Annotated in this window: 22 protein-coding genes; 14 read left to right on the top strand and 8 right to left on the bottom strand. The window is 72.8% G+C overall.

From position 1 onward, the window contains the following. The 7 genes from glyA to IE325_RS25210 all read left to right on the top strand — a co-directional run. The coding region (glyA, locus tag IE325_RS25240; RefSeq protein WP_190072309.1) for a serine hydroxymethyltransferase at nt 1–839 on the top strand (839 nt) is incomplete at its 5' end. A gap of 33 nt (nt 840–872) precedes the next feature. After that, nucleotides 873–2,255, top strand: a complete 1,383-nt coding sequence (locus IE325_RS25235) for an L-serine ammonia-lyase (protein ID WP_190072308.1) — start codon at nt 873–875, stop codon at nt 2,253–2,255. 158 nt (nt 2,256–2,413) lie between these two features. Next, nucleotides 2,414–3,157 carry a hypothetical protein gene (locus IE325_RS25230; RefSeq protein WP_229912011.1) on the top strand — a complete coding sequence of 248 codons (744 nt, stop codon included), beginning with the start codon at nt 2,414–2,416 and terminating at the stop codon, nt 3,155–3,157. Beyond that, complete coding sequence (locus IE325_RS25225) at nt 3,154–3,696, top strand: SixA phosphatase family protein (protein ID WP_190072307.1); 543 nt, start codon at nt 3,154–3,156, stop codon at nt 3,694–3,696. The genes IE325_RS25230 and IE325_RS25225 overlap by 4 nt, the downstream gene beginning before the upstream one ends. 20 nt (nt 3,697–3,716) lie before the next feature. Beyond that, on the top strand, nt 3,717–4,343 hold the full coding sequence (locus IE325_RS25220) for a YigZ family protein (RefSeq protein WP_190072306.1): 627 nt from the start codon (nt 3,717–3,719) through the stop codon (nt 4,341–4,343). Nucleotides 4,344–4,456: 113 nt separating this feature from the next. Next, nucleotides 4,457–5,626, top strand: a complete 1,170-nt coding sequence (locus tag IE325_RS25215) for an exonuclease SbcCD subunit D (RefSeq protein WP_190072305.1) — start codon at nt 4,457–4,459, stop codon at nt 5,624–5,626. Next, nucleotides 5,623–8,685, top strand: a complete 3,063-nt coding sequence (locus IE325_RS25210) for an AAA family ATPase (RefSeq protein WP_190072304.1) — start codon at nt 5,623–5,625, stop codon at nt 8,683–8,685. Before IE325_RS25215 ends, IE325_RS25210 begins: the two co-directional genes overlap by 4 nt. Here IE325_RS25210 and IE325_RS25205 read toward each other — a convergent pair. Then, complete coding sequence (locus IE325_RS25205; RefSeq protein ID WP_190072303.1) at nt 8,679–9,125, bottom strand: Lrp/AsnC family transcriptional regulator; 447 nt, start codon at nt 9,123–9,125, stop codon at nt 8,679–8,681. The two genes, IE325_RS25210 and IE325_RS25205, sit on opposite strands and share 7 nt — an antisense overlap. A 94-nt stretch (nt 9,126–9,219) precedes the next feature. Between IE325_RS25205 and IE325_RS25200 the strand changes: the two genes are divergently transcribed. From IE325_RS25200 to IE325_RS25190, 3 genes are all read left to right on the top strand, one after another. Further along, nucleotides 9,220–9,702 carry a rhodanese-like domain-containing protein gene (locus IE325_RS25200; protein ID WP_190072302.1) on the top strand — a complete coding sequence of 161 codons (483 nt, stop codon included), beginning with the start codon at nt 9,220–9,222 and terminating at the stop codon, nt 9,700–9,702. 57 nt (nt 9,703–9,759) lie between these two features. Continuing rightward, the gene (locus IE325_RS25195) at nt 9,760–10,275 is read left to right on the top strand and encodes an immunity 21 family protein (protein ID WP_190072301.1); all 516 of its coding nucleotides are present in this window, start codon (nt 9,760–9,762) and stop codon (nt 10,273–10,275) included. Nucleotides 10,276–10,391: 116 nt separating this feature from the next. Further along, nucleotides 10,392–11,225 carry an SDR family oxidoreductase gene (locus IE325_RS25190; RefSeq protein WP_190072300.1) on the top strand — a complete coding sequence of 278 codons (834 nt, stop codon included), beginning with the start codon at nt 10,392–10,394 and terminating at the stop codon, nt 11,223–11,225. A gap of 13 nt (nt 11,226–11,238) precedes the next feature. On the opposite strand, the gene IE325_RS25185 is transcribed toward IE325_RS25190, so the two are convergent. After that, complete coding sequence (locus tag IE325_RS25185; RefSeq protein ID WP_190072299.1) at nt 11,239–12,927, bottom strand: DUF885 domain-containing protein; 1,689 nt, start codon at nt 12,925–12,927, stop codon at nt 11,239–11,241. 33 nt (nt 12,928–12,960) lie between these two features. Continuing rightward, nucleotides 12,961–13,452, bottom strand: coding sequence for an Lrp/AsnC family transcriptional regulator (locus tag IE325_RS25180; protein ID WP_190072298.1), 492 nt, complete (start codon nt 13,450–13,452; stop codon nt 12,961–12,963). A gap of 59 nt (nt 13,453–13,511) precedes the next feature. Between IE325_RS25180 and IE325_RS25175 the strand changes: the two genes are divergently transcribed. Further along, a complete protein-coding gene (locus IE325_RS25175; RefSeq protein WP_190072297.1) occupies nt 13,512–14,741 on the top strand; it encodes a trans-sulfuration enzyme family protein in 1,230 nt (409 codons plus the stop codon). 12 nt (nt 14,742–14,753) lie between these two features. Here the strand turns inward: IE325_RS25175 and IE325_RS25170 are convergent, their stop codons facing one another. The 5 genes from IE325_RS25170 to pdxR form a co-directional block, all read right to left on the bottom strand. Further along, a complete protein-coding gene (locus tag IE325_RS25170; RefSeq protein ID WP_229912010.1) occupies nt 14,754–16,175 on the bottom strand; it encodes a GNAT family N-acetyltransferase in 1,422 nt (473 codons plus the stop codon). 130 nt (nt 16,176–16,305) lie between these two features. After that, a complete protein-coding gene (locus tag IE325_RS25165) occupies nt 16,306–18,966 on the bottom strand; it encodes a DUF7824 domain-containing protein (RefSeq protein WP_190072295.1) in 2,661 nt (886 codons plus the stop codon). Next, a complete protein-coding gene (locus IE325_RS25160) occupies nt 18,963–20,363 on the bottom strand; it encodes an SWIM zinc finger family protein (RefSeq protein WP_190072294.1) in 1,401 nt (466 codons plus the stop codon). Before IE325_RS25160 ends, IE325_RS25165 begins: the two co-directional genes overlap by 4 nt. A 151-nt stretch (nt 20,364–20,514) precedes the next feature. Further along, nucleotides 20,515–22,089: an alkaline phosphatase D family protein gene (locus tag IE325_RS25155; protein ID WP_190072293.1), complete on the bottom strand. Its 1,575-nt coding sequence runs from the start codon at nt 22,087–22,089 to the stop codon at nt 20,515–20,517. A 139-nt stretch (nt 22,090–22,228) separates the two neighbouring features. Beyond that, nucleotides 22,229–23,680, bottom strand: a complete 1,452-nt coding sequence (pdxR, locus tag IE325_RS25150) for a MocR-like pyridoxine biosynthesis transcription factor PdxR (protein WP_190072292.1) — start codon at nt 23,678–23,680, stop codon at nt 22,229–22,231. A gap of 47 nt (nt 23,681–23,727) precedes the next feature. Between pdxR and IE325_RS25145 the strand changes: the two genes are divergently transcribed. The 3 genes from IE325_RS25145 to IE325_RS25135 all read left to right on the top strand — a co-directional run bounded on the left by IE325_RS25145 (nt 23,728) and on the right by IE325_RS25135 (nt 25,558). After that, nucleotides 23,728–24,645, top strand: coding sequence for an EamA family transporter (locus tag IE325_RS25145; RefSeq protein WP_229912008.1), 918 nt, complete (start codon nt 23,728–23,730; stop codon nt 24,643–24,645). A gap of 50 nt (nt 24,646–24,695) precedes the next feature. Further along, nucleotides 24,696–25,049: a hypothetical protein gene (locus tag IE325_RS25140; protein ID WP_373315207.1), complete on the top strand. Its 354-nt coding sequence runs from the start codon at nt 24,696–24,698 to the stop codon at nt 25,047–25,049. Between the two features lie 221 nt (nt 25,050–25,270). Continuing rightward, entirely contained in the window at nt 25,271–25,558 is a 288-nt protein-coding gene (locus IE325_RS25135; protein WP_229912003.1) for a hypothetical protein, read from the top strand. The last annotated feature ends 8 nt before the right edge of the window (nt 25,559–25,566 follow it).

The following is a 25,566-nucleotide window of genomic DNA, read 5'->3' as shown; positions in this document are numbered from 1 at the left end:
TCAACGTCGTCGCCTACCACGTCGACGAGGCCGGTCTGGTGGACATGGCCGAGGTCGAGCGCCTCGCCAAGGAGCACCGGCCGAAGGTGATCATCGCCGGGTGGTCGGCGTATCCGCGGCAGCTGGACTTCGCCGAGTTCCGGCGGATCGCCGACGAGGTCGAGGCGTATCTGTGGGTCGACATGGCGCACTTCGCCGGGCTGGTCGCGGCCGGGCTGCACCCCAACCCGGTCGAGTACGCCGACGTCGTCACCTCCACCACCCACAAGACCCTGGGCGGGCCGCGCGGCGGCATCATCCTGGCGAAGAAGGACTTCGCGAAGAAGCTGAACTCGTCGGTCTTCCCCGGCTTCCAGGGCGGCCCCCTGGAGCATGTGATCGCAGCCAAGGCGGTGTCCTTCAAGGTCGCCGCGAGCGACGAATTCAAGGAGCGCCAGCGCCGTACGGTCGAGGGCGCACGTCTCCTCGCCGAGCGGCTCACCGCCGCCGATGCGCGTGCGGCCGGGGTGAATGTCCTGTCCGGCGGCACCGACGTGCACCTCATCCTGGTCGACCTGCGCGAGTCGGAGCTGGACGGGCAGCAGGCCGAGGACCGCCTCCACGAGGTCGGTATCACCGTCAACCGCAACGCCGTCCCGAACGACCCGCGCCCGCCGATGGTGACCTCGGGGCTGCGGATCGGCACCCCGGCCCTGGCCACCCGCGGCTTCCAGGCCGAGGACTTCGCCGAGGTCGCGGACGTCATCGCGGAGACGCTGAAGCCGTCGTACGACGTCGAGGCGCTCAAGGCCCGGGTCAGGGCACTGGCCGAAAAGCACCTGCTCTATCCCCATCTGTGACCGGCAACCTCCCGCCAACCCACGGAGCATGGTGTGGCAATCAGCGTCTTTGACCTGTTCTCGATCGGCATCGGCCCGTCCAGCTCGCACACCGTCGGTCCGATGCGCGCCGCCGGGATGTTCGTCGCCCGGCTGAAGCCGGACGGCGTGCTCGCCCAGACAGCCGCCGTCCGGGCTGAGTTGTTCGGTTCCCTCGGTGCCACCGGCCACGGCCACGGCACCCCGAAGGCGGTGCTGCTCGGTCTGGAGGGCAATGCGCCGCACACGGTCGATGTCGCCCGGGCCGACCTGGACGTCGAGCGGATCCGCGGCACCGGGCGCATCCGCCTGCTCGGTGCCGAGATCGGCCCGGCCCACGAGATCGACTTCGATGCCTCGACCCAGCTGGTCCTGCATCGGAGGCGGTCGCTGCCGTACCACGCCAACGGCATGATCCTCTTCGCGTACGACGCCGACGGCGTGCCGCTGCTGGAGAAGACGTACTACTCGGTGGGCGGCGGCTTCGTGGTCGACGAGGACGCGATCGGCGCTGACCGGATCAAGGCCGATGACACCGTGCTCGCCCATCCCTTCCGCACCGGCGACGAGCTGCTGCGTCTGACGAGGGAGACCGGCCTGTCGATCTCGTCGCTGATGCTGGAGAACGAGAAGGCCTGGCGGACGGAGGACGAGATCCGTGCCGGGCTGCTGGAGATCTGGCGGGTCATGGAGGGCTGCGTGGAGCGCGGCCTGTGCGGCGAGGGCATCCTGCCGGGCGGCCTGAAGGTGCGCCGCCGGGCCGCGGCCGCGGCGCGCCAACTGCGCGGCGAGGGCGACTCGTTGGGCCGCGCGATGGAGTGGGTCACCCTCTACGCGATGGCCGTGAACGAGGAGAACGCGGCCGGAGGGCGGGTGGTCACCGCCCCGACGAACGGCGCCGCGGGCATCATCCCGGCGGTCCTGCACTACTACCTCCACTTCGTGCCCGGCGCCGACGACGACGGAGTCGTCCGCTTCCTGCTCGCCGCCGGCGCCATCGGCATGCTCTTCAAGGAGAACGCCTCCATCTCCGGGGCCGAGGTCGGCTGCCAGGGCGAGGTGGGCTCGGCCTGCTCGATGGCCGCCGGGGGGCTCGCCGAGGTCCTCGGCGGCAGCCCCGAACAGGTCGAGAACGCCGCCGAGATCGGCATGGAACACAACCTCGGCCTGACCTGCGACCCGGTCGGCGGCCTCGTCCAGATCCCCTGCATCGAGCGCAACGGCATGGCGGCGGTGAAGGCGGTCACCGCCGCGCGGATGGCCCTCCGCGGCGACGGCCGTCACCACGTCTCCCTCGACAAGGTCATCAAGACCATGAAGGAGACCGGCGCCGACATGAAGGTCAAGTACAAGGAGACCGCCCGGGGCGGCCTCGCCGTCAACGTCATCGAGTGCTGAGGGCGGGAGCCGACCCGGAGCGTCTCCGTCCCGACGCCCGAGGTGCCGCCACGCGCGCGTGAACGCGCCGTACGCCCACGGGTGACCAGCCGACTCCCGGCAGTCGCGACGGCCGCCACGATGTCCGGAACACGGGCCGGAAGGCTGCGGACGGAGCCTTGTCCGCCTACGCTCACTTCGTGCTGCGCATCATCGACGCCCGAACCGGCGACCCCGTCGAGGCCGCGCCCGCCCGCCGTGGCCTGACCCGTGTCGAGGCGCATACGGAGGGCTTCGACGTCACCGCCCTGCGGGTCCTGCTGACCGCCGACCTCCTGGTCCGCGCCCTGGAGCTCGGCGGTACGCCCGTCTGGGCGCTGCTCGACGAGGAGCGGCAGCAGGCGGAGCTGCGGGCCGGTGCCGCCGCGCTGGGCATCCGGCCCTTCGAGGACGGCCGGGACGCCGCCTCGGGGCTGGGCGAGGCGCAGGTCATCCATGTCGTGCGCGAGGACGGGGGCGCCGAACCCGACGGCGTCCGGCTCGCCGTCGCCCCAGTGCACTCGGAGGCGCCCCCCGGGGACGCCGACCCCGCCGCCCTGCGCCTCGCCCTGCTCGCCCGGCGCAGAAATGTGCCCCTGCCGCTCGACGCGGCCACTCTGACCGACGCCCACGACACCCTCGTACGGTGGCGCCGTGCCGTGGCGGGCTGGGCGAGGCAGCCGTCGCGGCCCATCCCCGACGAGGTGCGGGCGGAACTGCGTACCGCCTGGGAGGACGATCTCGATGTGCCCGGCGTGCTCGGAGTGCTGCGCTGGGTGGAGAGCGCGCCGGACCTACCGGACGGCGCCCGCTTCGAGACCTACGCCTACGCCGACCGCCTGCTCGGCCTGGACCTCACCCGCGATCTGGGAGCCCTGACGTGACCGCACACTTCGGAGCGGGTCCGCTGCGCCGACTGGTCGTCCTGCGGCACGCCAAGTCCGCCTGGCCCGACGACGTCGCCGACCACGAACGCCCGCTCGCCCCGCGCGGCCGGCGCGACGCCCCGGTCGCGGGCCGGCTCATCGCCGACGCCGACTGCCTGCCGGACCTCGCCGTGTGCTCCACGGCCGTACGCACCCGCCAGACCTGGGAGCTGGCGTCCGCCCAGTGGGGCACACCGCCCCCGGTGCGCCATGACCCGCGCGTGTACGCGGCGGAGGTGTCGGAGTTGCTGGAGGTCGTCCACGAGGCGCCCCCCGAGGTCGGCACCCTCCTCCTGATCGGGCACAACCCCGGCCTGGAGGACCTCGTCCTCGAACTCGCCGGGGACGGCCTCGACGACGCCCTCGACGACGTCCGTACGAAGTTCCCCACCTCGGCGATCGCCGTCCTGGCCTGGCACGGCACCACCTGGCGGGCCCTCGCCCCCGGCACGGCGCTGCTGACCGGAGTGATGGTGGCGCGGGGCAAGAAGAAATGAGGGCCGCTTAAGCTGGCCGGATGCAGGACGAGTACCGCACAGTCGCCCACGCGGGCGTGCACGAGACCGAGGTCAACCGCTCACGCTTCATCTGTGCGCTCGCCCCGGCGGCCACCGAACAGGAGGCCCAGGACTTCCTCGCCGGCATCCGCAAGGAGCACGCGGACGCCACCCACAACTGCTGGGCCTACGTCATCGGAGCCGACGCCGGGATCCAGAAGGCCAGCGACGACGGCGAACCGGGCGGCACCGCCGGCGTCCCCATGCTGCAGATGCTGCTGCGCCGCGACATGCGGTACGTCGTCGCCGTCGTCACCCGCTACTACGGCGGCGTCAAGCTCGGCGCGGGCGGCCTGATCCGGGCCTACGGCGGTGCGGTCGGCGAGGCACTCGACACCCTCGGCACGATCACCCGGCGCCGCTTCCGCCTCGCCACGGTCACCGTCGACCACCAGCGCGCCGGGAAGGTCGAGAACGACCTGCGGTCGACCGGACGCGAGGTGCGGGACGTGCGGTACGCGGAAGCCGTCACCATCGAGATCGGCCTGCCGGACGCCGACGTGGAGGCGTTCCGGGCCTGGCTCGCGGATGCGACGGCGGGCACGGCGCGGTTCGAGCTCGGGGGAGAGGCGTACGGGGACGCGTGACGCCCATGGCTCGGGTGAAATGTCCGTAACGGGTGCATGGCGACCCCGTCATGACGGGGCGATACGGGAGTAACCACCCGTGCTGTCAGACCCGGCCGTTAGTCTCGGGGATCATGAGACTGCTGCACACTTCCGACTGGCATCTCGGCCGGGCGTTCCACCGGGTGAACATGCTCGCCGCCCAGGCCGAGTTCATCGGCCACCTCATCACGACCGTGCGTGAGCGCGGCGTGGACGCGGTGGTCGTGTCGGGGGACGTGTACGACCGGGCGGTCCCGCCGCTCGCCGCGGTCGAGCTGTTCGACGACGCCCTGCACCGGCTCGCCGATCTCGGGGTCCCGACCGTGATGATCTCCGGCAACCACGACTCGGCGCGCCGGCTCGGCGTGGGCGCCGGACTGATCGGCCGCGCGGGCATCCATCTGCGGACGGAGCCGTCGGCGTGCGGCACACCGGTCGTGCTGCGGGACGACTTCGGTGACGTGGCCTTCTACGGCCTGCCCTATCTCGAACCCGCCCTGGTGAAGGACGAGTTCGGGGTGGAGAAACCCGGGCACGAGGCCGTGCTGGCCGCCGCCCTGGACCGGGTGCGCGCCGACCTCGCCACCCGCGCGCGTGGCACACGGTCCGTCGTCCTCGCCCATGCCTTCGTCACCGGCGGCGAGGCCAGCGACAGTGAGCGCGACATCACCGTCGGCGGGGTGGCCGCGGTACCCGCCGGGGTCTTCGCCGGCGTCGACTACGCGGCGCTGGGGCATCTGCACGGCTGCCAGACCATCACCGAGCGCGTCCGCTACTCGGGCTCGCCGCTGGCGTACTCCTTCTCGGAGACCGACCACCGCAAGAGCATGTGGCTCGTCGACCTGGACGCCGAAGGCGCGGTCACCGCCGAACGAGTCGACTGCCCGGTGCCGCGCGCCCTGGCCCGCATCCGGGGGACGCTGGAGGACCTGCTCGCCGATCCCGGGCTCACCCGGCACGAGGAGGCGTGGATCGAGGCGACGCTCACGGACCCGGTGCGCCCCGCGGACCCGATGGCCCGCCTCGCCGAGCGCTTCCCGCACACCCTCAGCCTCGTCTTCGACCCCGAGCGCGCGCCGGACGACCCCGACGTGTCCTATGCGCAGCGCCTCGCGGGCCGTAGCGATCAGGAGATCGCGGAGGACTTCGTGGCCCATGTGCGCGGAGCCGGGCCCGACGAGCACGAACAGGGCGTGCTGCGCGACGCGTTCGACGCGGTGCGGGCCGACGACGCCGTGCGGGAGCGGGAGGTGGCGCGATGAGGCTGCACCGCCTCGACATGACGGCCTTCGGGCCCTTCGGCGCCACCCAGAGCGTCGACTTCGACGCGCTGTCGCTGGCCGGCCTGTTCCTGCTGCACGGACCGACCGGCGCCGGCAAGACGTCCGTCCTCGACGCCGTCTGCTATGCGCTCTACGGCTCCGTGCCGGGCGCCCGGCAGACCGGCCAGGGCATGACACTGCGCAGCGACCACGCCGCGCCCGGCACCCGCACCGAGGTCGCCCTCGAACTGTCGGTCTCCGGACGGCGATTGGAGATCACCCGGCAGCCGCCGTGGGAGCGACCGAAGAAGCGTGGCTCGGGCAAGACGCTCGACAAGGCCCAGAGCTGGCTGCGCGAATACGACGCGCAGACCGCGACCTGGAAGGACCTCAGCCGCTCCCACCAGGAGATCGGCGAGGAGATCACCCAGCTGCTGGGCATGAGCCGCGAGCAGTTCTGCCAGGTCGTGCTGCTGCCCCAGGGCGACTTCGCCCGCTTCCTGCGCGCCGACGCCGAGGCCCGCGGCAGGCTGCTCGGCCGCCTCTTCGACACCCACCGCTTCGCCGAGGCCGAGAAGCGCCTCGCCGAGCGTCGCCGGGCGGCCGAGGCGCAGGTGCGCGACGGTGACGCCGCGCTGCTGGCCGACGCGCACCGTATGCAGCAGGCGGCGGGCGACGCCATGGCGCTGCCCGACCTCGCACCGGGCGAGCCGGGGCTGGCCGAGGTCATCCTGGGTGCCGCGGCCGTCGCCCGCAGCACCGCCCGCGAACAGCTGACCATCGCCCACTGCGGGCTCCTGGCCGCCGAGTCCGCCCAGGCCGGTGCCGAGCGCGCGCTGGGCGACGTACGCGAAGTGGCCCGGCTGCAGCGGCGGTTCGCCGACGCGCGTGAGCGGGCCGGGCTGCTGGAGGACCGGGCCGACGCCCACCGGGACGCGCAGGCGCGCATGGAGCGGGGGCGCAAGGCGGAGGTCGTGGCACCGGCCCTGGAACTGCGCGAGGCCGCCGACGCGGAGCACGGGCGGGTGGCCACGGCGGAGGCACGCGCGCGTGCGCTGCTGCGGGGCGCCCTGGCGGGCGGGGGAGCGGATGCCGCCTCCCGTGCCCTGGCGGGCGGGGGAGCGCTACCTCAAGGCGCTGCTCTCGCCGAAGCCGATGCCGCAGGGCTCGCCGCCGTGGCGCGCCGGGTCGCCGAGGAGCTGGGCGGGCTCGAATCGGCCCGCCGAGGCGAACGGCGGCTGGCCGAACTCATCGAAGAGCGCACCCGGTTCGACCGCCAGGAGCGCGCCGACGACGACGTCCGGGTGGAGACCGAGGCATGGCTCGCCGGGTGGGACGAGACCCGGGGCGGGCTTCAGGCGCGTATCGAGTCGGCGCAGGAGGCCGCGAACCGCGCCGACCAGCTGGCCGTGCAGCGCGAGCCCGCGCGGCAGCGGCTGGCCGCCGCGCGGATGCGGGACCAGCTGGCCGGCGACACCGACGCGGCCGCCCAGCAGGCGTCCGAGGCCCAGGACCGGGCGCTGAAGGCCAAGGAGCACTGGCTGGACATCAAGGAACAGCGCCTGAACGGCATCGCCGCCGAACTCGCCGCGCAGCTCGAGGACGGCGAACCCTGTGCCGTCTGCGGTGCCGTCGACCACCCCGCCCCCGCCCGTAAGGACGCCGGTCATGTGGACCGGGAGGCCGAGGAGCGGGCCCTGGCCGCGTACCAGCGGGCGGAGGAGCGGCACGCCGAGGCCGAGCAGCGCCTCGGCGTCGTACGGGAGGCCCTGGCCGCCGCCACCGCCGAGGCCGGCGACATGCCGACAAGTCGACTCGCGCAGGCGGCCGACGAGTTGGAGCGGGAGTACGCGCTGGCGCGCAGGGACGCCTCCGCGCTGCACTCCGCCCACGAGGAGCTGCGCCGGGCCGAGACGGAACACGAGCAGCGCACCGCCGCCCACCAGCAGGCGGAGGTCCGCGCCGCCGCCCGGGTGGGGCACCGTGAGCGAATGGACCGCGAGAAGGCCGCTCTGGAAGCCGAGTTGGCGCAAGCCCGAGGCACCGCCGGCAGCGTCGCCGCGCGTGCCGCGCAGTTGGAGCGCCAGGCCGCGCTGCTCACCGACGCCGCCGACACCGCGCGGGTCGCCGAGGACACCGCCCAGCGCCTCAAGGACGCCGACGCCCGCCTCGCCGACGCCGCGTTCCGCGCGGGCTTCGACACCCCGCAGGCCGCGGCGGCGGCGCTGCTCGACGACGACGCCCACCGCGATCTGCAACGCCGGCTGGACGCCTGGCAGTCCGAGGAGGCGGCCGTCCGCGCGGTCCTCGCCGAGGCCGACACCGCGGCCGCCGCCCAGCGGCCGCCCGCCGACCTCATGGCCGCGGAGCGGACCGCGTCCACCGCCACCCAGCGAGTGCGCGACGCCGCCTCCACGCGCGACGCCGCCGCCCGCCGCTGCACCGAACTCGACCGCCTGTCCGCGCGGGTGGTGGCCGCCGTACGCCAACTCGCCCCGCTGCGCTCGGAGTACGACCGGGTGGCCCGCCTCGCCGCGCTAACCGCGGGCACCTCGGCGGACAACGAACGCAAGATGCGCCTGGAGTCGTACGTCCTGGCGGCCCGTCTTGAACAGGTGGCCGCCGCCGCGACCGTCCGACTGCAACGCATGTCGTCCGGCCGCTACACCCTGGTCCACTCCGACGACCGCACCGGCCGCGGCCGCAGCGGCCTCGGACTGCATGTCGTCGACGCCTGGACCGGCCGTGAGCGCGACACCGCGACCCTCTCCGGCGGCGAGACCTTCTTCGCCTCCCTCGCCCTCGCCCTCGGCCTCGCGGACGTCGTCACCGACGAAGCGGGCGGTGTCCGCCTCGACACCCTCTTCATCGACGAGGGCTTCGGCAGCCTCGACGACCAGACCCTCGACGAGGTGCTCGACGTCCTCGACTCCCTGCGCGAACGCGACCGCAGCGTCGGGATCGTGAGCCATGTAGCCGATCTACGGCGGCGGATCCACGCCCAGTTGGAGGTCGTGAAGGGAAGATCGGGGTCGACGCTGCGGCAGCGGGGTCACTGACCGAGCGGGCGGCGCGGCAGCGGTGACGAATAGACCACGCTCGTCGTCACCGAACCCAGCGTGCCGATCCGGCCCGACACCTCTTCCAGGTGCCGCATCGAGCGGGCCGTGACCTTGATGACGAAGCAGTCGTCGCCCGTGACGTGGTGGGCCTCCAGAATCTCGGGGGTGGCGGCGACCAGATCGTGGAAGGGCTTGTAGTTGCCGTTCGGATAGCGCAGACGCACAAACGCCAGGATCGGCAGCCCGAGTCGCTCGGGGTCCACGACGGCGGCGTACCCCTGGATCACACCCGCCTCCTCCAGCCGCCGCACCCGCTCCGTCACCGCGCTCGCCGACATCGACACGGCACGGGCCAGCTCGGCGAAACTTGCGCGGCCCTCGCGCTGGAGGACATCGAGAATGCGCCAGTCGGTGGCGTCCGGGGAATACGTGGTCATGGGCGAGGAATAGCAGGGGAATCCCCGGCGGATCAAGAGGGGTGCCGAGGATTGCCCCTTCTGGGGCTGGATCGCCGGATCTAGGTTGGTGGGCATGACGAACACCGCCCTCACCGCCAATCCCGTCCTCCGCGTGCCGCCCGCCAGACCTGCCGACGCCGCCGCCTATTTCCGCGCGAGCCTCGCCTTCCACGCCGACGTGTCCGACGTCGCCGCCGCACTCGCGGCCGGGGGCGACCCGGGATTCGTCGTCGTGGACTCCCGCTCCACCGAGTCCTGGGACCAGGGCCACATCCCTGGCGCGATCCACCTGCCCACCGCCCTGATCCCCGAACAGGCCGGGCAGCTCCTCGACCGGTCCGTGCCCGTGGTGACGTACTGCTGGGGCCCCGGCTGCAACGGCGCCACGCGTGCCGCGCTCGCCCTCGCCGAACTCGGCTACCAGGTCAAGGAGATGCTCGGCGGATTCGAGTACTGGGCGCGCGAGGGCTTCGAGGCCGAGACCTGGCAAGGGAGCGAGCGTCGCCCCGCCGACCCGCTGACGGCGCCGGTGGACTCCGACAACTGCGGCTGCTGAGGCCCGAGTTGGACACGGTGGACTTGTGAGGCCGCTGTGCGTGTAGGTTCTGCTGCCATGGTGAGATACGCGGATCCGGGCGCGGTGGAGTGGATCGAGTCGGGCGGCGGCCCCCTGATAGCCGTGCCGGAGACGGTGCTGCCGTTCTGGGCGGGCGCCGACGGCGACGAGACGGCGTCGGACTACGACCGGGCCTGCGAGGTCGACGGATCCGTCGGACTGCTGCCCGTGGGGGACAGCGCGGCGCTGGTCCTCGGCGACGAGCCCGCCTCGACCTCCTATCTGCCGGACCAGGGCATCTTCGTACGGTGGTGCGCGGCCGACTCCGAGGAGGAACTGCTCGCAGAGGTCCCCGCCGCGCTGGCCACCGCGGACTGGGGGGACGAGGTGCGCTGGAAGGTGCCCGGCACGGTCCTGCTGTTCGACTCGGCCTGGCCGGGACCGGAGACGGAGCGGACCGAGCATCTGCGGGTGTCCCTGGAACCGGGGGCGTACGCGGTCCGCGCCGCCAGGGTGCAGCCCGGCCCGGAGACCTGGCTGGGGCTGGTCCAACTGCGTCGGCTGCCGCACTGATCCGACGGCAGCGGTAGTCGTCCAAGGGCACGAGCGAAAAGGGCGTGCGTCCGGTCCAGCCGTTCCGTGCGAAAACGGCGTGCGTCGGACCCGACAGTTCCGCATCATGATCTGTCATGCCCCGACTCCCGCACCCCGCCCCCGAAGCCCTGCGCCGCGACCCGCTGCCCCTGCGCGGCCGTACTGCCCTCGTCACCGGCGCCAGCAGACGCGCGGGCATCGGCCATGCCGTGGCCCGACGGCTCGCGGCGTACGGGGCGAGCGTCTATCTGCACCACCATGTGCCGCATGACGCCGCCATGCCCTGGGGAGCCGACCGGCCCGAGGAAGTCGCCGCCTCGGTGCGGGAGGCGCTCGGCGATCCCGACGCCCGGGTCCTCGCGGGCCCCGGCGACCTCTCCGACCCGGCCGCGCCCGCCGAGTTGATCGCGACGGCCGCCTCGGCGCTCGGCGGACGGCTCGACATCCTGATCGCCAACCACGCGGTGAGCGGCTCCGACGGCACCCTCGACGAGATCGACGCGGCCATGCTCGACACACACTGGGCGGTCGACGCCCGCTCGGTGCTGCTGCTGGTGCAGGCTCACGCCCGGCTGCGGCCGGCCGGTCCCGGTGGCCGCGTCGTCATGATGACCTCCGGCCAGGACATCGCCGGCGGCATGCCCGGCGAGATCGCCTACGCCCTCCAGAAGGGCGCCCTCGCCTCGATCACCCGTTCCCTGTCGATGACGCTCGTCGAACAGGGCATCACGGTGAACACCGTCAACCCCGGCCCCGTCGACACGGACTACCTGACCGGCGAGGCGTACGAGGCCGTGGCGGCCCGTTTTCCCGCCGGACGCTGGGGCATGCCCGACGACCCCGCCCGTCTCATCGCCTGGCTGGCGACGGACGAGGCGGGCTGGATCACCGGTCAGGTCATCGACTCCGAGGGCGGATTCCGGCGCTGACTGGCAGGGGCCGCTACAGCGCGGACAGCTCGTCCACCAGGTCGTCCAGACCCAGGGCACCCTGGGACAGCGCCGCCATGTGCCATGCCTTGAGGTCGAAGGCCTCGCCGTGCCGCTCGCGGGCCTTCTCCCGGCCCAGCAGCCACGCCCGCTCACCGAGCTTGTAGCCGATGGCCTGGCCCGGGATCGTCAGATAGCGGGTCAGCTCGCTCTCCACGAAGTCCGCCGGTCGGCTGCTGTGCGACCCGAAGAACTCCTGCGCCAGCTCCGGAGTCCAACGCTCACCTGGGTGGAACGGCGAGTCGGCCGGGATCTCCAGCTCCAGGTGCATGCCGATGTCGACGATGACCCGGGCCGCCCGCATCATCTGCGCGTCGAGGTAGCCGAGCCGGTGCTCCGGGTCGGTCAGGAAACCGAGCTCGTCCATGAGGCGCTCCGCGTACAGCGCCCAGCCCTCGGCGTTGGCGCTGACCATGCCGATGGTGGCCTGGTAGCGGGAGAGGTTCCCGGCGACGTACGTCCACTGCGCGAGCTGGAGGTGATGGCCGGGCACGCCCTCGTGGTACCAGGTCGAGACCAGGTCGTAGACCGGGAACCGGGTCTGCCCCATCGTCGGCAGCCAGGTGCGGCCCGGACGGGAGAAGTCCTCCGACGGAGGCGTGTAGTACGGCGCCGCCGCGCCGCCGGGCGGGGCGATGCGCGACTCCACCTTGCGCACCGGCTCGGCGAGTTCGAAGTGCGTGCCGTCCAGCTTCTCGATCGCCTCGTCCATGAGGCCCTGCAGCCAGTCGCGGACCTCGTCGACGCCCTCGATGTGATGGCCGTGCTCATCGAGGTGCGCCAGCGCGACCCATGGGGTCGCGGCGCCCGGAAGGATCTTCTCGGCCTCCTGCTTCATCTCCCCGAGGAGGCGGTGGTACTCGGCCCAGCCGTACGCGTACGCCTCGTCCAGGTCCAGGTCGATGCCGTTGAAGTAGCGCGCCCAGCGGGCGTAGCGCTCGCGGCCCACCGTGTTCGGGGCGCCCTCGATCGTCGGCGCGTAGACGTCGCGCATCCAGTCCCGCAGTTCCACCACGGCGGCCGTGGCCGCACGCGCGGCCTCGTCCAGCTCCGCGCGCAGCGAGTCCGGCCCGGACGCGGCGAAGTCCTCGAACCAGCCGCGCCCCTCACCGGTGTCCGCCCACTCGGTGAGCTGCCCGATGAAGGTGGCCGTCGGACGCGGCGGCGCGTACAGCTTGCGCTCCAACCCCAGTGCGAGGGCCTCGCGGTAGCCGGCGTACGCGGTCGGCACCGCGCGCAGCCGCTCGGCGATCGCCTCCCAGTCCTCGTCGGACTGGCTGGGCGTGACGGTGAAGACCTCGCGGATCGAGTGGGCGGGCGTCGCGATGTTGCCGACCGTGCGCAGGCCCTCGTCGGCGTCGTGCACGGCGAGTTCGGCGGTCAGCCGCTCGCGCAGCAGGCGTGCGCACCGGCGCTCGATGTCACTGTCCGCGCCGGGCCGGCCCTCGGCCTCGTCGAGCCGGGCGAGCGTGTCCCGCTGCAGCCGCGCGAGCGCCTTCTGGCCCGAGGGCGAGAGATCGGGGAGCCTGCGCGAACTCTCCGGCACGCCGAGATACGTACCGGTGACCGGGTCGAGGGCGATGAGCTCGTCGACGTAGGCGTCGGCGACCTGACGGGGAAGCGGGCTGTTGGTCTCAGACATGCGGTCCATCCTCATACGAAGGACCACGGTCCGTCACTCCGATTGAGCTGAGGGCGAAGGCGGCAGCAACGGGCCGCACTCCCACTGCTGGAAGATCAACCGCGTCTCCACCCGGGCGACCTCGCGATGGGCGGTGAACTCGTCCAGGACCAGACGCTGAAGATCCGCCATGTCGGCCACCGCGACATGGACGAGATAGTCGTCGGGACCGGTGAGATGGAAGACGGTCAGCGCCTCCGGCAGGGCCCGGATCCGCTCCACGAAAGGCCCCACCAACTCCCTTCGGTGCGGCCTGACCTGCACCGACAGCAGCGCCTGCAGACCGCGCCCGAGCTTCGCCGCGTCCAGCTGGAGCCGGTGGCCGAGGATCACGCCCGAGCGGCGCAGCCGGGTCACCCGGTCGAGGCAGGTCGAGGGCGCGACCCCGACCTGCGCGGCGAGGTCGCGGTAGGTGATCCGGGCGTCGTTCTGCAGAAGCCGCAACAGCTCAAGATCCACCGGGTCCAGTACGACAGTTTCGGCCATTGGCCGAACGTAGCACGGACAATCACCTCATCAACCCGTTCGCTGTTCACCCTTCAGTCATGGACACGCCCCTGGACACGCAGGCGTACGACGGCGTACGCCACACCGCGCCGAGAGCTCTCGCCACCGAGGCCGTGCACGCCGGCCGCGACGACCTCGCCCGGCAGGGCCTGCACGCCCCGCCGATCGACCTGTCGACCACCTACCCGTCCTACGACAGCCGCGGCGAGGCCGCCCGGATCGACGCCTTCGCCACCACCGGCGCCGAACCGGACGGCCCGCCCGTATACGGCCGCCTGGGCAATCCGACCGTCGCCCGCTTCGAGACGGCCCTGGCCCGCCTCGAGGGCACCGAGGCCTCGGTCGCCTTCGCCAGCGGGATGGCGGCGCTGAGCGCGGTCCTTCTCGTACGGGCCTCGATGGGCCTGCGCCATGTCGTCGCCGTACGCCCGCTGTACGGGTGCAGCGACCATCTGCTCACCGCCGGACTGCTGGGCTCCGAGGTGACCTGGACCGACCCGGCCGGCATCGCGGAGGCGCTGCGCCCGGACACCGGCCTGGTGATGGTGGAGTCCCCGGCGAACCCGACCCTCGCCGAACTCGACCTGCGGGCCGTGGCCCACGCCTGCGGTTCCGTCCCGCTGCTCGCCGACAACACCTTCGCCACGCCCGTGCTCCAGCGCCCCGCCGAACACGGTGCCCGGCTGGTGCTGCACAGCGCCACCAAGTACCTCGGCGGGCACGGCGATGTGATGGCCGGTGTGGTGGCCTGCGACGAGGAGTTCGCCGGACGGCTGCGGCAGGTGCGGTTCGCCACGGGCGGCGTCCTGCATCCGCTGGCCGGCTATCTGCTGCTGCGCGGTCTGTCGACCCTCCCCGTCCGGGTCCGGGCCGCCTCGGCGAACGCCGCCGAACTGGTCCGCCGCCTCGCCGCCGACCCGCGCGTGGCCCGGGTCCACTATCCGCGCATCGGCGGCGCCATGATCGCCTTCGAGGTCCACGGCGACCCGCACGAGGTCATCGCGGGCGTCCGTCTGATCACCCCCGCCGTCAGCCTCGGCAGCGTCGACACTCTCATCCAGCATCCGGCGTCCATCAGCCACCGCATAGTGGACGCGGACGACAGGCGGGGCGCCGGGGTCAGCGACCGTCTGCTGCGGATGTCGGTGGGCCTGGAGGACGTGGAGGACCTGTGGTCCGATCTGGACGGCGCACTGCAGCGCTCCGTAAGTGGCGCGGGGAACTGCGCGACCAGCCACAACCAACCCGCAGCCGCCGCCCGGCCCTAGCCCCAACGGCGCCTAGGCCTTCCCCCACTCACCCGCACCGGAAAGCCGTTCCACGACCGGCTCCTCCACCGCGGCATCCAGCCGGGCAGTGATGACCAGGGTCCCCTCCTCGATCTGATAGTCGAGGGGGAGCCCCAGCCCCCGCATCGCCGCCACCATCCCGGTGTTGGACGCCTGCGTCACGGCGTACACGCTCTCGCAGCGCGCCTCGATCGCCATCCCGACCAACCTGCGGAGCAACTCCGCTCCGATCCCGCGCCGCTGCCATGTGTCCTCGACGAGCAGCGCGATCTCGGTCTCGTCACCGTCCCACAGCAGATGACCGAGGCCGACGATGCGCCCCGAAGCGGTGTGCACGGCGAGCGTGCGGCCGAAGCGAGGGCTCAGCAGGTGGTTCAGATAGCGGTCCGCGTCACCGATCGGCCCGTGGTAGCGCATCCCGAGCGTCCGCGCCGAGCACCGCTCGTGCATCTCCTTCGCGGCCTGGAGATCACCGGTGTCCGCCCGGCGCACGGTGATGTCGTTGCCCTGGGGCAGCGTCAGCACGTCCTGGCTGCGCGGCACCCGCGGGCCCAGCCGGGCGTCCAGCTCCACCAGCGCCCGTGCCCGCGCGAACTCGGTCGGCGTGAACGGCAGATACGGCCGCTCCACAGTGATCACTCCGCCTTCCGGCGCCCGCAGCCGCATCACGGTGTCCTCCAGCGCCCCTTCCACCGGCACCGGCTCGGGCCCCCGCCCGCCCGCCGCGGGTACCGCGGGCAGCGACCGGATGGTGCACCTGCCCAGCAACTGCCGCAGCGTCAGCGGCAGTTCGGCCGCGTCCAGCGCGGTACGGGTGGCCAGGCCCAGCACCCGGGTCGGTGCGTCCACCAGATCATGGGCGTCGGCCCGCTCGATCCAGGTCCCCTCACCGCCGGCCGCCGAGACGGCATGGGCGATGCCGTCCGCCGCCAGCCCCGCGGGCGCCCGCAGCAGGAACTCGTCCACCGTGCCCTCGGCCAGCGGATGCGTCTGCAGGCTCAGGATGTCGACCCGCAGTTCGGCGAGCGCCGCGCACAGCGCGGCCAGCGAGCCCGGTTCGTCCTTCACCGTGGTCCGCATCCGCCACAGCGCGCCCTCCCCGGCCACCGTCACGGGCGTCCGCCCCGGCCGGTCCGACGGCCCGGTCCGCTCCTCGGAGCGCGGCCGGGCACCGGTATCGCTCGGCGGCGGTGCGTGACCGTGGCGGCGTGTCCGCCATACGTGGAACCCTGCCGTGCCGGCCAGCAGCGCCGCCGAGGCCATCAGCAGCACCGGTCCGTAGGGCCCGTGCCCGATCAGATCCGCCAGCGGGTCGGCCGCGGCCACCGCCGTCAGGAGCGCGGCGAGTTCGACGACATTGCGCCGCCAGTGGTGTACCGGACGTCCGTGCTTCGCACGCGTCACATCAGACATGTCTCGACTCATGCACCCACTGTGAAGGAACGGTGTTGCGTGATCACGAACGCATTGTGACCGCGCGGTAAAGAACCCTTATGCCTGGATTGTGGCTTCTTCAACTTAAGGCGGTGGCGATGTGCCCCCGTCAGGCCGCCACCTCCTCGCCCAGCGCCGTGTGCAGTCGCCGGGCCTGCGCCACCAGCCGGGACGAGCCGCGGCGCTCCGCCGTCCCCGCCAGGTGCGGCAGCTCCTCGCGCGCCCCCGTCCGCTCGGCGCACTCCGCGGCGACGGCCAGGAGATCCGCGAGCCCCCGCGCCGGAGCGGCCGTCCCACCGGTCGCGAGGTCCCCGAGCAGTACGGGCAGTGCGTGCCGCAGCACTCCCCAGACGGTGGCGTACGCTCCCGTGGCCGCCGCCGTGCGCACCGACTCCACGAGCCGTGACGGCTTCACGGCCCCGGAGCGGACCAACTGCCCCAGATCCGCGCCCAGTTGGTCCGCGTTCAGCTGCTCCCGCGCCGCCAGCACCAGCAGGGCGTCCACGGCGGCGAGCCGGTCCTCCGGATGCCGTGCGCCCAGTCCGTACGCCACGCACAGGTGCACCGACTCACCCGCCTCGCCGCCCGATTCGGCCAGCTGGGGCAGGACGGCCGCGTCGCCGCGGGTGTCGTCGACGGCCGTCGACGACAGTTCGCGCAGCATCCTGGTCGCCACCAGTTCGCGGCGCTCGGGCAGCAGGGCGAGCCAGTGCGGACGCATGCCGTCGCTCCAGTGGTAGCAGTGCCGGCGATCCCCGAGGCCGGTCAGGGGCCTGCCCAGCGGACGGAAGCCGGGCGGGAAATCGCCCTGCAACTCCGCGACCTCCCCGGACTCGACGAGTATCCGGGCCCCCGATATGCGCCGCCGGGACGTCGGCCGCGCGGAATCACCGGTGACCAGCCACCCGGCCAGCCGCGTCCCCTCCGCGGTGCCGAGCGCCGCGGCCCGCCGGGCGGCCGCCTCGGCCACCGCGCGCTCGCCGCGCCGGACCCGCAGCAGCGCCTGCGCGAAGTCGGCCGCCGCCACCCGCGCTCCCAGGCGCCCGTACTCCTCCAGCCGCGCCACCAGCTCGTCCGGCTCGAGCAGTCCCGTGCCCCAGGTCGGCGTCGACAGCAGGAACGGCGCCGGTTCGGTGCGGATGCGGTACGCCACCTCCCATATACGGGCCTCGAAGGCCCGGGTCAGCGGGCTGTGGCCGCAGTCGCCGGTGACGGTCCCGTGCTGGACGGCCTTGTGGAGCGTGCCGGTGAGCACCTTCCCCCGCAGCGTCGCCAGCACCAGCTCAAGGCCGTGCGCCGCGTTGATCAAGCCGTGGTGCCGCGTGAAGTAGTCGTCCACGCTGAAGCCGTACTGCGGACTCGCGTCGTCCCACCAGCGGCGCGCGACCACGGGCTCCAGCGCCTCCAGCAACGCCTCCCGGTCGCGGTGCGCATGCCGGACCAGTCCGTCCAGGGCCCGCTCGAACGCCGCCACGTCATCGCTGGACAGAAGCAACGCCCCGACTTCTTCGGCCAGTTCAGTTGCCGATTCGGGGGCGGGTGCGACCCGCACCGGCGTCGGCGCGGGCGGCAGGACCTCCTCGTACGGCACCGGCTCCGACGCCACCGGGGACGCCCCCAGACTCTGCGATGCCCGCCTGCGCAGCGCCGGGATCAACTGGTCGGCGGCCGACGCGAGTTCCTCCCGCACCTCGGCGGCGTCGACCCTGCCGACATGCCGCTCCACCAGCTTCAGCGCCCGCTCCTGCACCTCGGAGTCCTCGTGCCCGAAGGCCTGTGCGGCGGCCGGAAGCAGCTCGCAGGCGGTGGTGGCGTCACGGGTGATCACCTTGCCCAGCAGGACCAACTGGGCGCGCACGAGCTTCTTCTCGGTGCGGAACAGGACCGCGCCCGACATCTCGACCAGCCGGTGCGCGCCCAGTTCGCCGTCCAGGGCGAGCGAGGCGAGCACCGACTGGGCGTGCGCGGCCACGACGGACGGGGCGTCCGCGGCCAGCGCCAGCCAGTCCGCCGTGTGCGCCCGCTGCTCGTCCCGGGTCAGGCCGAGCGCCTGGAGCATGCGCAGGAACACCCGGTGATCGGCGGCCGAACCGCCCCGCAGCAGCCGCGCCAGACACGCCCTGACGGTCGCCTCCCGGTCCAGGACGCCCTCGACGGTGAGCGACGAGATCGACTCGGTCCAGCTGTCGGGACCCTCGGTCGCGGTCCATGCCAGACGGCTGCCGATGTCGTCGGTCTCGAAGAGCGCGGCAACGAGCCGCGCGAGATGCGGGTCCTTGCGCAGCCGCGCAAGGACGGTGTCGCCGCGCTGCCAGGTGTGACCGATGTGCTCCACCCATCCGTGGACGTAGGCCTCCGTCGTCGGCACGTCGCAGCCGGAGAGCCGCACCAGCCCCGCCATCAGCTCGTACGGCACCCGCGCGGTCGACGGCCGCTCGGCGATCCGGTGCGCCACATCGCCCAGCCAGCCCGGGGCCCGATCGCCCAGGACGTCGATCAGTACGCCCGGCGAGGCGGGCCACCAGCGCATATCGGCGGCGGCGAGCCAACCCGCCACGCCGGCCGCGCCGGTCTGGCACGCGGCCCCGGCCGCATGCAGAGCCGGATAGGCCTTGCGGGACGGCGCGCTCCACTGATCCGCCCTCAGCTCCTTGCGCAGCGCCTTCAACTGCGGGAAGCACGCCCGCCGTTCGGGGTCCGTCATGCCGTCCAGGAGGCTGACCACCTCGGCCGTACGCCCCGCCCGCACCGCTTCCATCAGTGAACTCATCGCGCATCCCCCTCGACCACTGCCATGTCCCGCTCCGCCACGGTGACACCGCGCCGCACCATCCGCACCGCCAGCGCGTGCTTGCACGGCCCGCGTCCGCCCCGGTACTTCGCCCACCACACACAGCTGCAGCTGAGCACCCCCGCCTCGTCCCGCACCCGGTGCACATGCCCGTCCTCGGCCGTCACCGTCCCCACCGCGCCGTCCAGCGCGACCGCGCCCGCCGCCACCAGCGCCCGGGCCGAACGCAGCCGGGGATTGTGCCGCTCCACGCGCTCGGCGTCGTACGGCAGCTCCCGGTGGAAGTAGGCCGCTTCCGCGGTGTCGTACCCGACCCGCCCCGAGGTGCCGAGGCGGATCAGGGCCGCGCGGACCCGCTCCGCCGTGAGCCCCGAGGCCGCGGCCAGGTCGGCGACGTCGATACGGGGCTCCCACGCGAGCAGCACCGAGATCAGCTCCGCGTCCTCGGCGGCCTCGTCGGTGGCGAGCGCGTCCAGGACGCCGCCCTCGCCGGAGAAGCCGCGCGAGGCATCCGGCGACAACGTCAGCGTCAGCCGCATGCCCGGCAGGACCGCCTCCCAGGCACTCGCCGTGGCGGCGGTGCCGCCGGTGACCGCCGGGCCGTACACCCGCAGGGCCGTGGCATGCCGCAGCACCCGCTGCAGCGCGACCAGCCGCTCCGGACCCGGCAGGCACACCGCGCCCGGTACCACGCGGGTGGTCGGCCGCAGGCCCCGGCCCGACGGCACCACCCACCGCGGCCCGCCCCGTGTCCCACCGCGCGGCAGCGCCCGCAGGAACCGCACCGCCTCGGTGGCCGGGAGCTCGGCCCGCAGATCGAAGCCGCCCGCTGTCACCTGCGCCTCGGCGAAGCCCTGCAGCCAGCGGTCCGGCAGCGGCACCTTCTTCTCCACTACCGGACCGTCCAGGGTGGTCACGGCCAACTCCGCGGGGCCCACCCGCATATGGAGCGGATCGTCCGAGCCGATCCTGGACAGGGCCTCGCGCAACGGGTTGTTGACATCGACGTTCGTCGTGCCGTGCCCCACCTCGCCGCCGTCCAGGCCTGAGTCCAGCACGTCAAGCCGGGCGTACACCCCGCAGCAGCCGGAGAACGACTCGAAGCGCAACCGGTCGCCGTTGCCCGTCACCACCGGGTCCAGGGAGGCACGCAGCTGTCGCTGGTAGTACCGGGCGGCCGCCACGTCGGCCACCGCGAGCAGTGCGGCCGACGCCACCTGAGGGGACGTCAGAAAGCCCGTGAAGAACTGCGGATGGTCCTTCACTCCCGAGGGGGTCGCACCCCTCGAAGTCTCCAGTCCCAGCAGTCGTCCGCCCGCTGCGGACTCCAGCACGGAGGGTCGCCGATAAGCCACGGCCTGCAAAGATCGCGTCATGGAAAAACCGTAGAGGCGACCACTGACAATCAGCCCTGACCTGCGAAAACACCTCGGCGGCGGGCGAGTTGGCCGGGTCTGCGCCGGACATGCGAATGCCGCGCACCAGGGGATGACTCAGGTGCGCGGCACTGTCATGAGTTTATGGGACCTACTGGCCGACGCGTCCCGGCTGGAGCACCTGGGTGAACAGGACCGTGCCGTCCTGCTCGCGCAGCCGCACCGTCAGCTCTCCGCTGTGCCCGTCGATGTCGACCTCGCCGAAGAACTGGTATCCGCCGGCTGGGGAGACGTTCGCCGTCGTCGGCGCCTTGATGAACACCCGCTCCGGGCCGAACGTGCCGTCCAGCGTGTTGGCCGGGAAGGCGCCCGCGTTGAGCGGACCCGAGACGAACTCCCAGAACGGCTCGAAGTCGGAGAAGGCCGCCCGCGACGGCTGGTAGTGCTGGGCGGAGGTGTAGTGCACGTCGGCCGTCAGCCACACCGTGCCCGTGATCCGGCGGTGCTTGATGAACCGCAGCAGCTCCGCGATCTGCAGCTCACGGCCGAGCGGGGCGCCCGGGTCGCCCTGCGCGACGGCCTCGATGTTGGGCTTGCCGTCACCGGTGTCCGGCACCACCAGGCCCAGTGGCATGTCCGAGGCGATCACCTTCCACACCGCCCGGGACCGGGACAGCTCCCGCTTCAGCCAAGCCAGCTGCTCGGCGCCGAGGATGCCCTGCGCGTCGGTGGTCTGGTCGTCCGTGGAGTTGGCGTTGCGGTAGGTCCGCATGTCCAGCACGAACACATCGAGCAGCGGACCGTGGTTGACCACCCGGTAGACCCGGCCGTCGGGGCGGCGCAGGGTCGAGATCGGGAAGTACTCCGAGAACGCCTGCCGGGAGCGGGCGGCCAGGACGTCGACGTTCTTCTCCGTGTAGCGGGTGTCGCCGAGGATCTCGCCGGGATACCAGTTGTTCGTCACCTCGTGGTCGTCCCACTGGATGATCGAGGGCACCTGGGCGTTGAACCGCTTGAGGTTGTCGTCGAGCAGGTTGTAGCGGAAGTTGCCGCGGAACTCGGCCAGTGTCTCGGCGACCTTGGACTTCTCCTCGGTCGTGATGTTCCGCCAGGTGCTGCCGTCGGGCAACGCGACGGAGGCCGTGATCGGGCCGTCGGCGTAGATGTTGTCGCCGCTGCACAGGAAGAAGTCCGGGTCCAGCGCGGCCATCGCGTTGTAGATCTTGTAGCCGCCGAAGTCCGGGTTGATGCCCCAGCCCTGTCCGGCGAGGTCGCCCGACCAGACGAACCGCACCCCGTCGCGCCGCCGCGCGGAGGCGGTACGGAAGGTGCCGGTGACCGGTTCGCCGGTACGGCGCGGGTCGTCCAGGTCGGCGAGCAGCACTCGGTAGTGGATCTGCTCGCCGGACGGCATTCCGCGCAGTCGGGTCGTGCCGGTGAAGTCGGTGCCGGCGTCGAGCAGCGGGCCGTGCCATCTGCGGGGATTGCGGAACGACTCGGTCGCGGACGTCTCCACGATCATCCGGGCCGGACGGTCGGAGCGCACCCACACCAGGCCCGAGTCGCAGGTCACATCTCCCGTCTGCACGCCCCAGCCCGCCTTGGGGCGCCCCGACAGGGCGAACGCCGGTGCCGAGCCGAGCGCGGTGGGCAGGGTCAGGGCCGCCGACGCGGCGAGCGAACCGCGCAGGACGCTGCGACGGCCCGGGAAGGGACGGTGTGACATGGAGGCCTCCAGGGGCGGGATCCGGCCAGTGTGCAGTGCCACAACTACTGGTGCGCCGCAGCGCACACGGAAACCACAAGTGAACAACTGACCGCGTCCACCGGGGAAGCACGCCCGCACATGGGGGCGCCGCCCTCCGTCAGCCCTCGCCCGCCGCGAGCGCACGCGCCATCAGCCGTACGCCGTCCCGGATCCGGCTCGGCGACTGATGGGCGTATCCGAGCACCAGCCGCACACCGGGCTCCTCGTCGTGGCCGGCACGCGCGTGTGCGTAGTCCGTCAGTGGCCGCACCGCCACCCCGGCCGCGCCCACGCGCGCGAGGAACCGCTCCTGAGGGCCGTACCGTTCCGGCAGCGTGGCGATGACGTGCAGCCCCGCGGCGATCCCCGTCACCTCGGCGCCCGGAAAGTGCTCGTCCAGGGCGGCGACCAGGGTGTCGCGGCGCTCCCGGTACGCGCGCTGGCAGCGGCGCAGCTGGCGGTCGTAGTCGCCGCGCTCCAGGAACCGGGCGAACAGCGCCTGGTCGAGGGTGGGATGACCGAGGTCCATGGTCCGCTTGCGCTCCACGACGTCCTCCGCCAGCGCCTCCGGCACGAGCAGCCAGCCGAGCCGCAGCCCGGGGGCCAGGGACTTGCTGACCGACCCCGCGTACGCCACCCGCTCCGGGTCGAGCCCCTGGAGAGCGCCCACGGGAGTCCGGTCGTACCGGAAGTCGCCGTCGTAGTCGTCCTCCAGGACGAACCCGTCGACGGACCGCGCCCAGCCCAGGAGCTCGGCCCTGCGGTCGGCGGAGTAGCCGATGCCGGTGGGGAACTGATGCGCCGGTGTCGTCACCACGGACCGTACGCCCGACTCCCGCAGCGGCCCTACGGCGAGCCCCTCGTCGTCCATGGGCAACGGCACGGTGGTGACACCGGCGGCGGCGTACAGGGACTCGTGCTGCGGGCTTCCGGGGTTCTCGACGCCGACTTCGCGGATCCCGCGCGCGTGCAGCACGAAGCCGAGCACCGTCGTCGCCTGCGACACGCCGGAGACCACCACGATGCGCTCGGGATCCGCCACCACACCCCGGCGGCGCGCGAGCAGTTCGGCCAGCGCCGTGCGCAGCCGGGGCAGCCCGCGCGGATCGGGATAGCCGAGCTCGTGATGCGGCAACTCGGACAGCACCCCGCGCTGGGCCGCCGCCCACGCGGCACGCGGGAACAGCGACACGTCCGGCGTGCCGGGGACGAAGTCGGCCCGCGCGCCTGCGGAACGTGGCGCGAGGTCACGCGCGCGTGGCCGGGCGGCCCGCACGGCATCGCCCACCCAGGTCCCGGCACCCCGGCCGCTGCGCAGATAGCCCTCCGCCGTGAGCTGCTCGTACGCCTCGGTGATCAGCCCGCGCGACACCCCGAGGTCGGCCGCCAGATCCCGGCTCGACGGCAGCCGCGTCCCCGACACCAGCCGCCCCGACCGCACCGCCTCCCGCAGCGCGGCCTGCAACGAGCGCCCACGCGCGCGTGCGGGCGCGGCGGCGGCGGCCGGGAGCAGCAGCTCCCAGGCGGGGGAGCCGACCCCAGACTCAGGATTGGTCCGCGATGACGTCATGAAACTGGACCTTAATGCGGGCCGCCGACATCCCTAGCGTCGCCGGCATGAACGCCACCACCACGCGCGGTGCCCTCCTCGCCGCGCTCGCCTGTGTCCTCGTCGGGGGCTCCTTCACCGCCAACAGCCTGCTCGGCGACTACCCGTACGCGGGCGGTCAGTTCCTGCGCTACGGCCTTGCCTGTCTCCTGCTCGCCCCGCTGGCCGCACGCGGCGCCGCGACCCGCCTCCGGTCGCTCACGCCCCGCCAGTGGGCCCGCCTGGCCCTGCTCGCGGCCATCGGCATGGTCGGCTTCAACCTGGCCGTCATCGCCGCCGAACGCACCGCGGAACCGGCCGTCCCCGGTGTCTTCGTCGGCTGTGCGCCCGTGGTCGTGGCCGTCCTGGTGCCGCTGCTGGACGGACGGCGGCCGCAACGGGCCGTGCTGTACGGGGCGTCGCTCGTCGCCGTCGGCGCGTTCACCGTGCAGGGCTGGGGGCGCACGGACGGCGCCGGCATCGCCTTCTCCGTGTGCGCGCTGGTCGGTGAGGTCGGATTCGCGGTGCTGGCCGTGCCCGTCCTGCGGCCCCTGGGCCCGCGGCTGCTGTCCGCCACCGTGTGCGGGATCGCCGCCGTCGAGTCCGCGACGGCAGGGCTGCTCCTGGACGGCACCGCGTGGCTGCGCGGCCCCGACGCCACGGAGGCCGTCGCCCTGCTGTGGCAGGCGGTGGTCGTCACCGTCGTCGGTTTCGTGTGCTGGTACATGGGCATGCAGCGGATCGGCGCCGAGCGCGCCACACTGTTCTCCGGCCTCATCCCGGTGGCCGCCGCGTGCACCGCCCCGCTCGTCGGAACGGGCTCCTACGGCGTCGTACAGGCCCTGGGAAGCGCTCTGGTGGGCGCCGGAGTCGCCCTGGGCTGCCGGGCACACCGATCGACCCCGTGTTACGAGGGGTTGCGGCCGCTCGCGCGTAAACAGGTATGAAAGCCCGCAGGAAAGGAGTCGGCCCCAGCTGCCTCCGCTGGGGCGTGTTCGTGGCGCTCTTCGCGGTGATCGACGTCATCGGTTACCTCCCCGGCGCCGTCGCCCACCGGCGCGCCCGGGGCAGGCGCATCGCACGCGGCTACTACGTGGCCTACAACGTGATGCACAGCCTGGTCACGGCCGGTGTCCTGGCCGGGGTGTGGGTCCTGCTCGCCGGGTCGGAATGGGCCCTGCTCGCCCTGCCGATCCATCTCCTCGGCGGCCGGGCCCTGTTCGGGAACTCGTTCAAACCCTTCGGTGTCGCATTCGAACCCGAAACCCACCCCGCGTACCGCACATTCGAGGAACAGCACCGTGAAATGCGGGGAACGAAGGAGGAGGGTGCCCATGCCGTCCGTGCTTGACACCCTCACCGAACACAGCGACAACCCCAGCTTCTTCATCGCTCTCAACAGCGGAAATGAATTCTTCCGTGACGAGCGGTTCGACGGAATGTGCGCCTGTCGGCGATCCGGGGGCCACTTCATCGGCATCGCCCCCAGCAACCACGGCATCACCGCCCAGGGCCTGATGAACCTCGCCCGACAGATCCCCGGCGCCAGGGAAACTCGTCGAGCAGGGCGCCGTGGGCACGCTCGTCCCGGCCTGGCCCCAGCTCCAGCACAACCACCCCTTCCAGCGGGAACTCGCCGACCTGGGCGAGACCGCCGAGGGCGTCCGGCACACGGTGATCGCCACGCGTCACGACGACGTGGTCACGCCGTACACCTCGTGCGCGCTGGCCGTGACCGAGGGCCGCCACGTCAGGAACGTCGTCCTCCAGGACATCGACTCCGACGACCACACCGCGCACGTCGCGATGCCCTACAACCCGACCGTGCTGACGGTGGTCCTCGACACGCTGGCCGGCTGACCGTACGG

The organism is Streptomyces lanatus (assembly GCF_014655715.1).
Classification (GTDB): domain Bacteria; phylum Actinomycetota; class Actinomycetes; order Streptomycetales; family Streptomycetaceae; genus Streptomyces; species Streptomyces lanatus.
Note: the sequence above shows the minus strand (reverse complement) of the source record. Positions and strands in the feature narration are given on the sequence as shown.

Coding starts and splice junctions, on each gene's coding strand:
- IE325_RS25220 (WP_190072306.1), top strand. CDS start 3,717: ATGCAGGACGAGTACCGCACAGTCGCCCACGCGGGCGTGCACGAGACC.
- IE325_RS25215 (WP_190072305.1), top strand. CDS start 4,457: ATGAGACTGCTGCACACTTCCGACTGGCATCTCGGCCGGGCGTTCCAC.
- IE325_RS25210 (WP_190072304.1), top strand. CDS start 5,623: ATGAGGCTGCACCGCCTCGACATGACGGCCTTCGGGCCCTTCGGCGCC.
- IE325_RS25205 (WP_190072303.1), bottom strand. CDS start 9,125: ATGACCACGTATTCCCCGGACGCCACCGACTGGCGCATTCTCGATGTC.
- IE325_RS25200 (WP_190072302.1), top strand. CDS start 9,220: ATGACGAACACCGCCCTCACCGCCAATCCCGTCCTCCGCGTGCCGCCC.
- IE325_RS25195 (WP_190072301.1), top strand. CDS start 9,760: ATGGTGAGATACGCGGATCCGGGCGCGGTGGAGTGGATCGAGTCGGGC.
- IE325_RS25190 (WP_190072300.1), top strand. CDS start 10,392: ATGCCCCGACTCCCGCACCCCGCCCCCGAAGCCCTGCGCCGCGACCCG.
- IE325_RS25185 (WP_190072299.1), bottom strand. CDS start 12,927: ATGTCTGAGACCAACAGCCCGCTTCCCCGTCAGGTCGCCGACGCCTAC.
- IE325_RS25180 (WP_190072298.1), bottom strand. CDS start 13,452: ATGGCCGAAACTGTCGTACTGGACCCGGTGGATCTTGAGCTGTTGCGG.
- IE325_RS25175 (WP_190072297.1), top strand. CDS start 13,512: ATGGACACGCCCCTGGACACGCAGGCGTACGACGGCGTACGCCACACC.
- IE325_RS25170 (WP_229912010.1), bottom strand. CDS start 16,175: ATGTCTGATGTGACGCGTGCGAAGCACGGACGTCCGGTACACCACTGG.
- IE325_RS25165 (WP_190072295.1), bottom strand. CDS start 18,966: ATGAGTTCACTGATGGAAGCGGTGCGGGCGGGGCGTACGGCCGAGGTG.
- IE325_RS25160 (WP_190072294.1), bottom strand. CDS start 20,363: ATGACGCGATCTTTGCAGGCCGTGGCTTATCGGCGACCCTCCGTGCTG.
- IE325_RS25155 (WP_190072293.1), bottom strand. CDS start 22,089: ATGTCACACCGTCCCTTCCCGGGCCGTCGCAGCGTCCTGCGCGGTTCG.
- pdxR (WP_190072292.1), bottom strand. CDS start 23,680: ATGACGTCATCGCGGACCAATCCTGAGTCTGGGGTCGGCTCCCCCGCC.
- IE325_RS25145 (WP_229912008.1), top strand. CDS start 23,728: ATGAACGCCACCACCACGCGCGGTGCCCTCCTCGCCGCGCTCGCCTGT.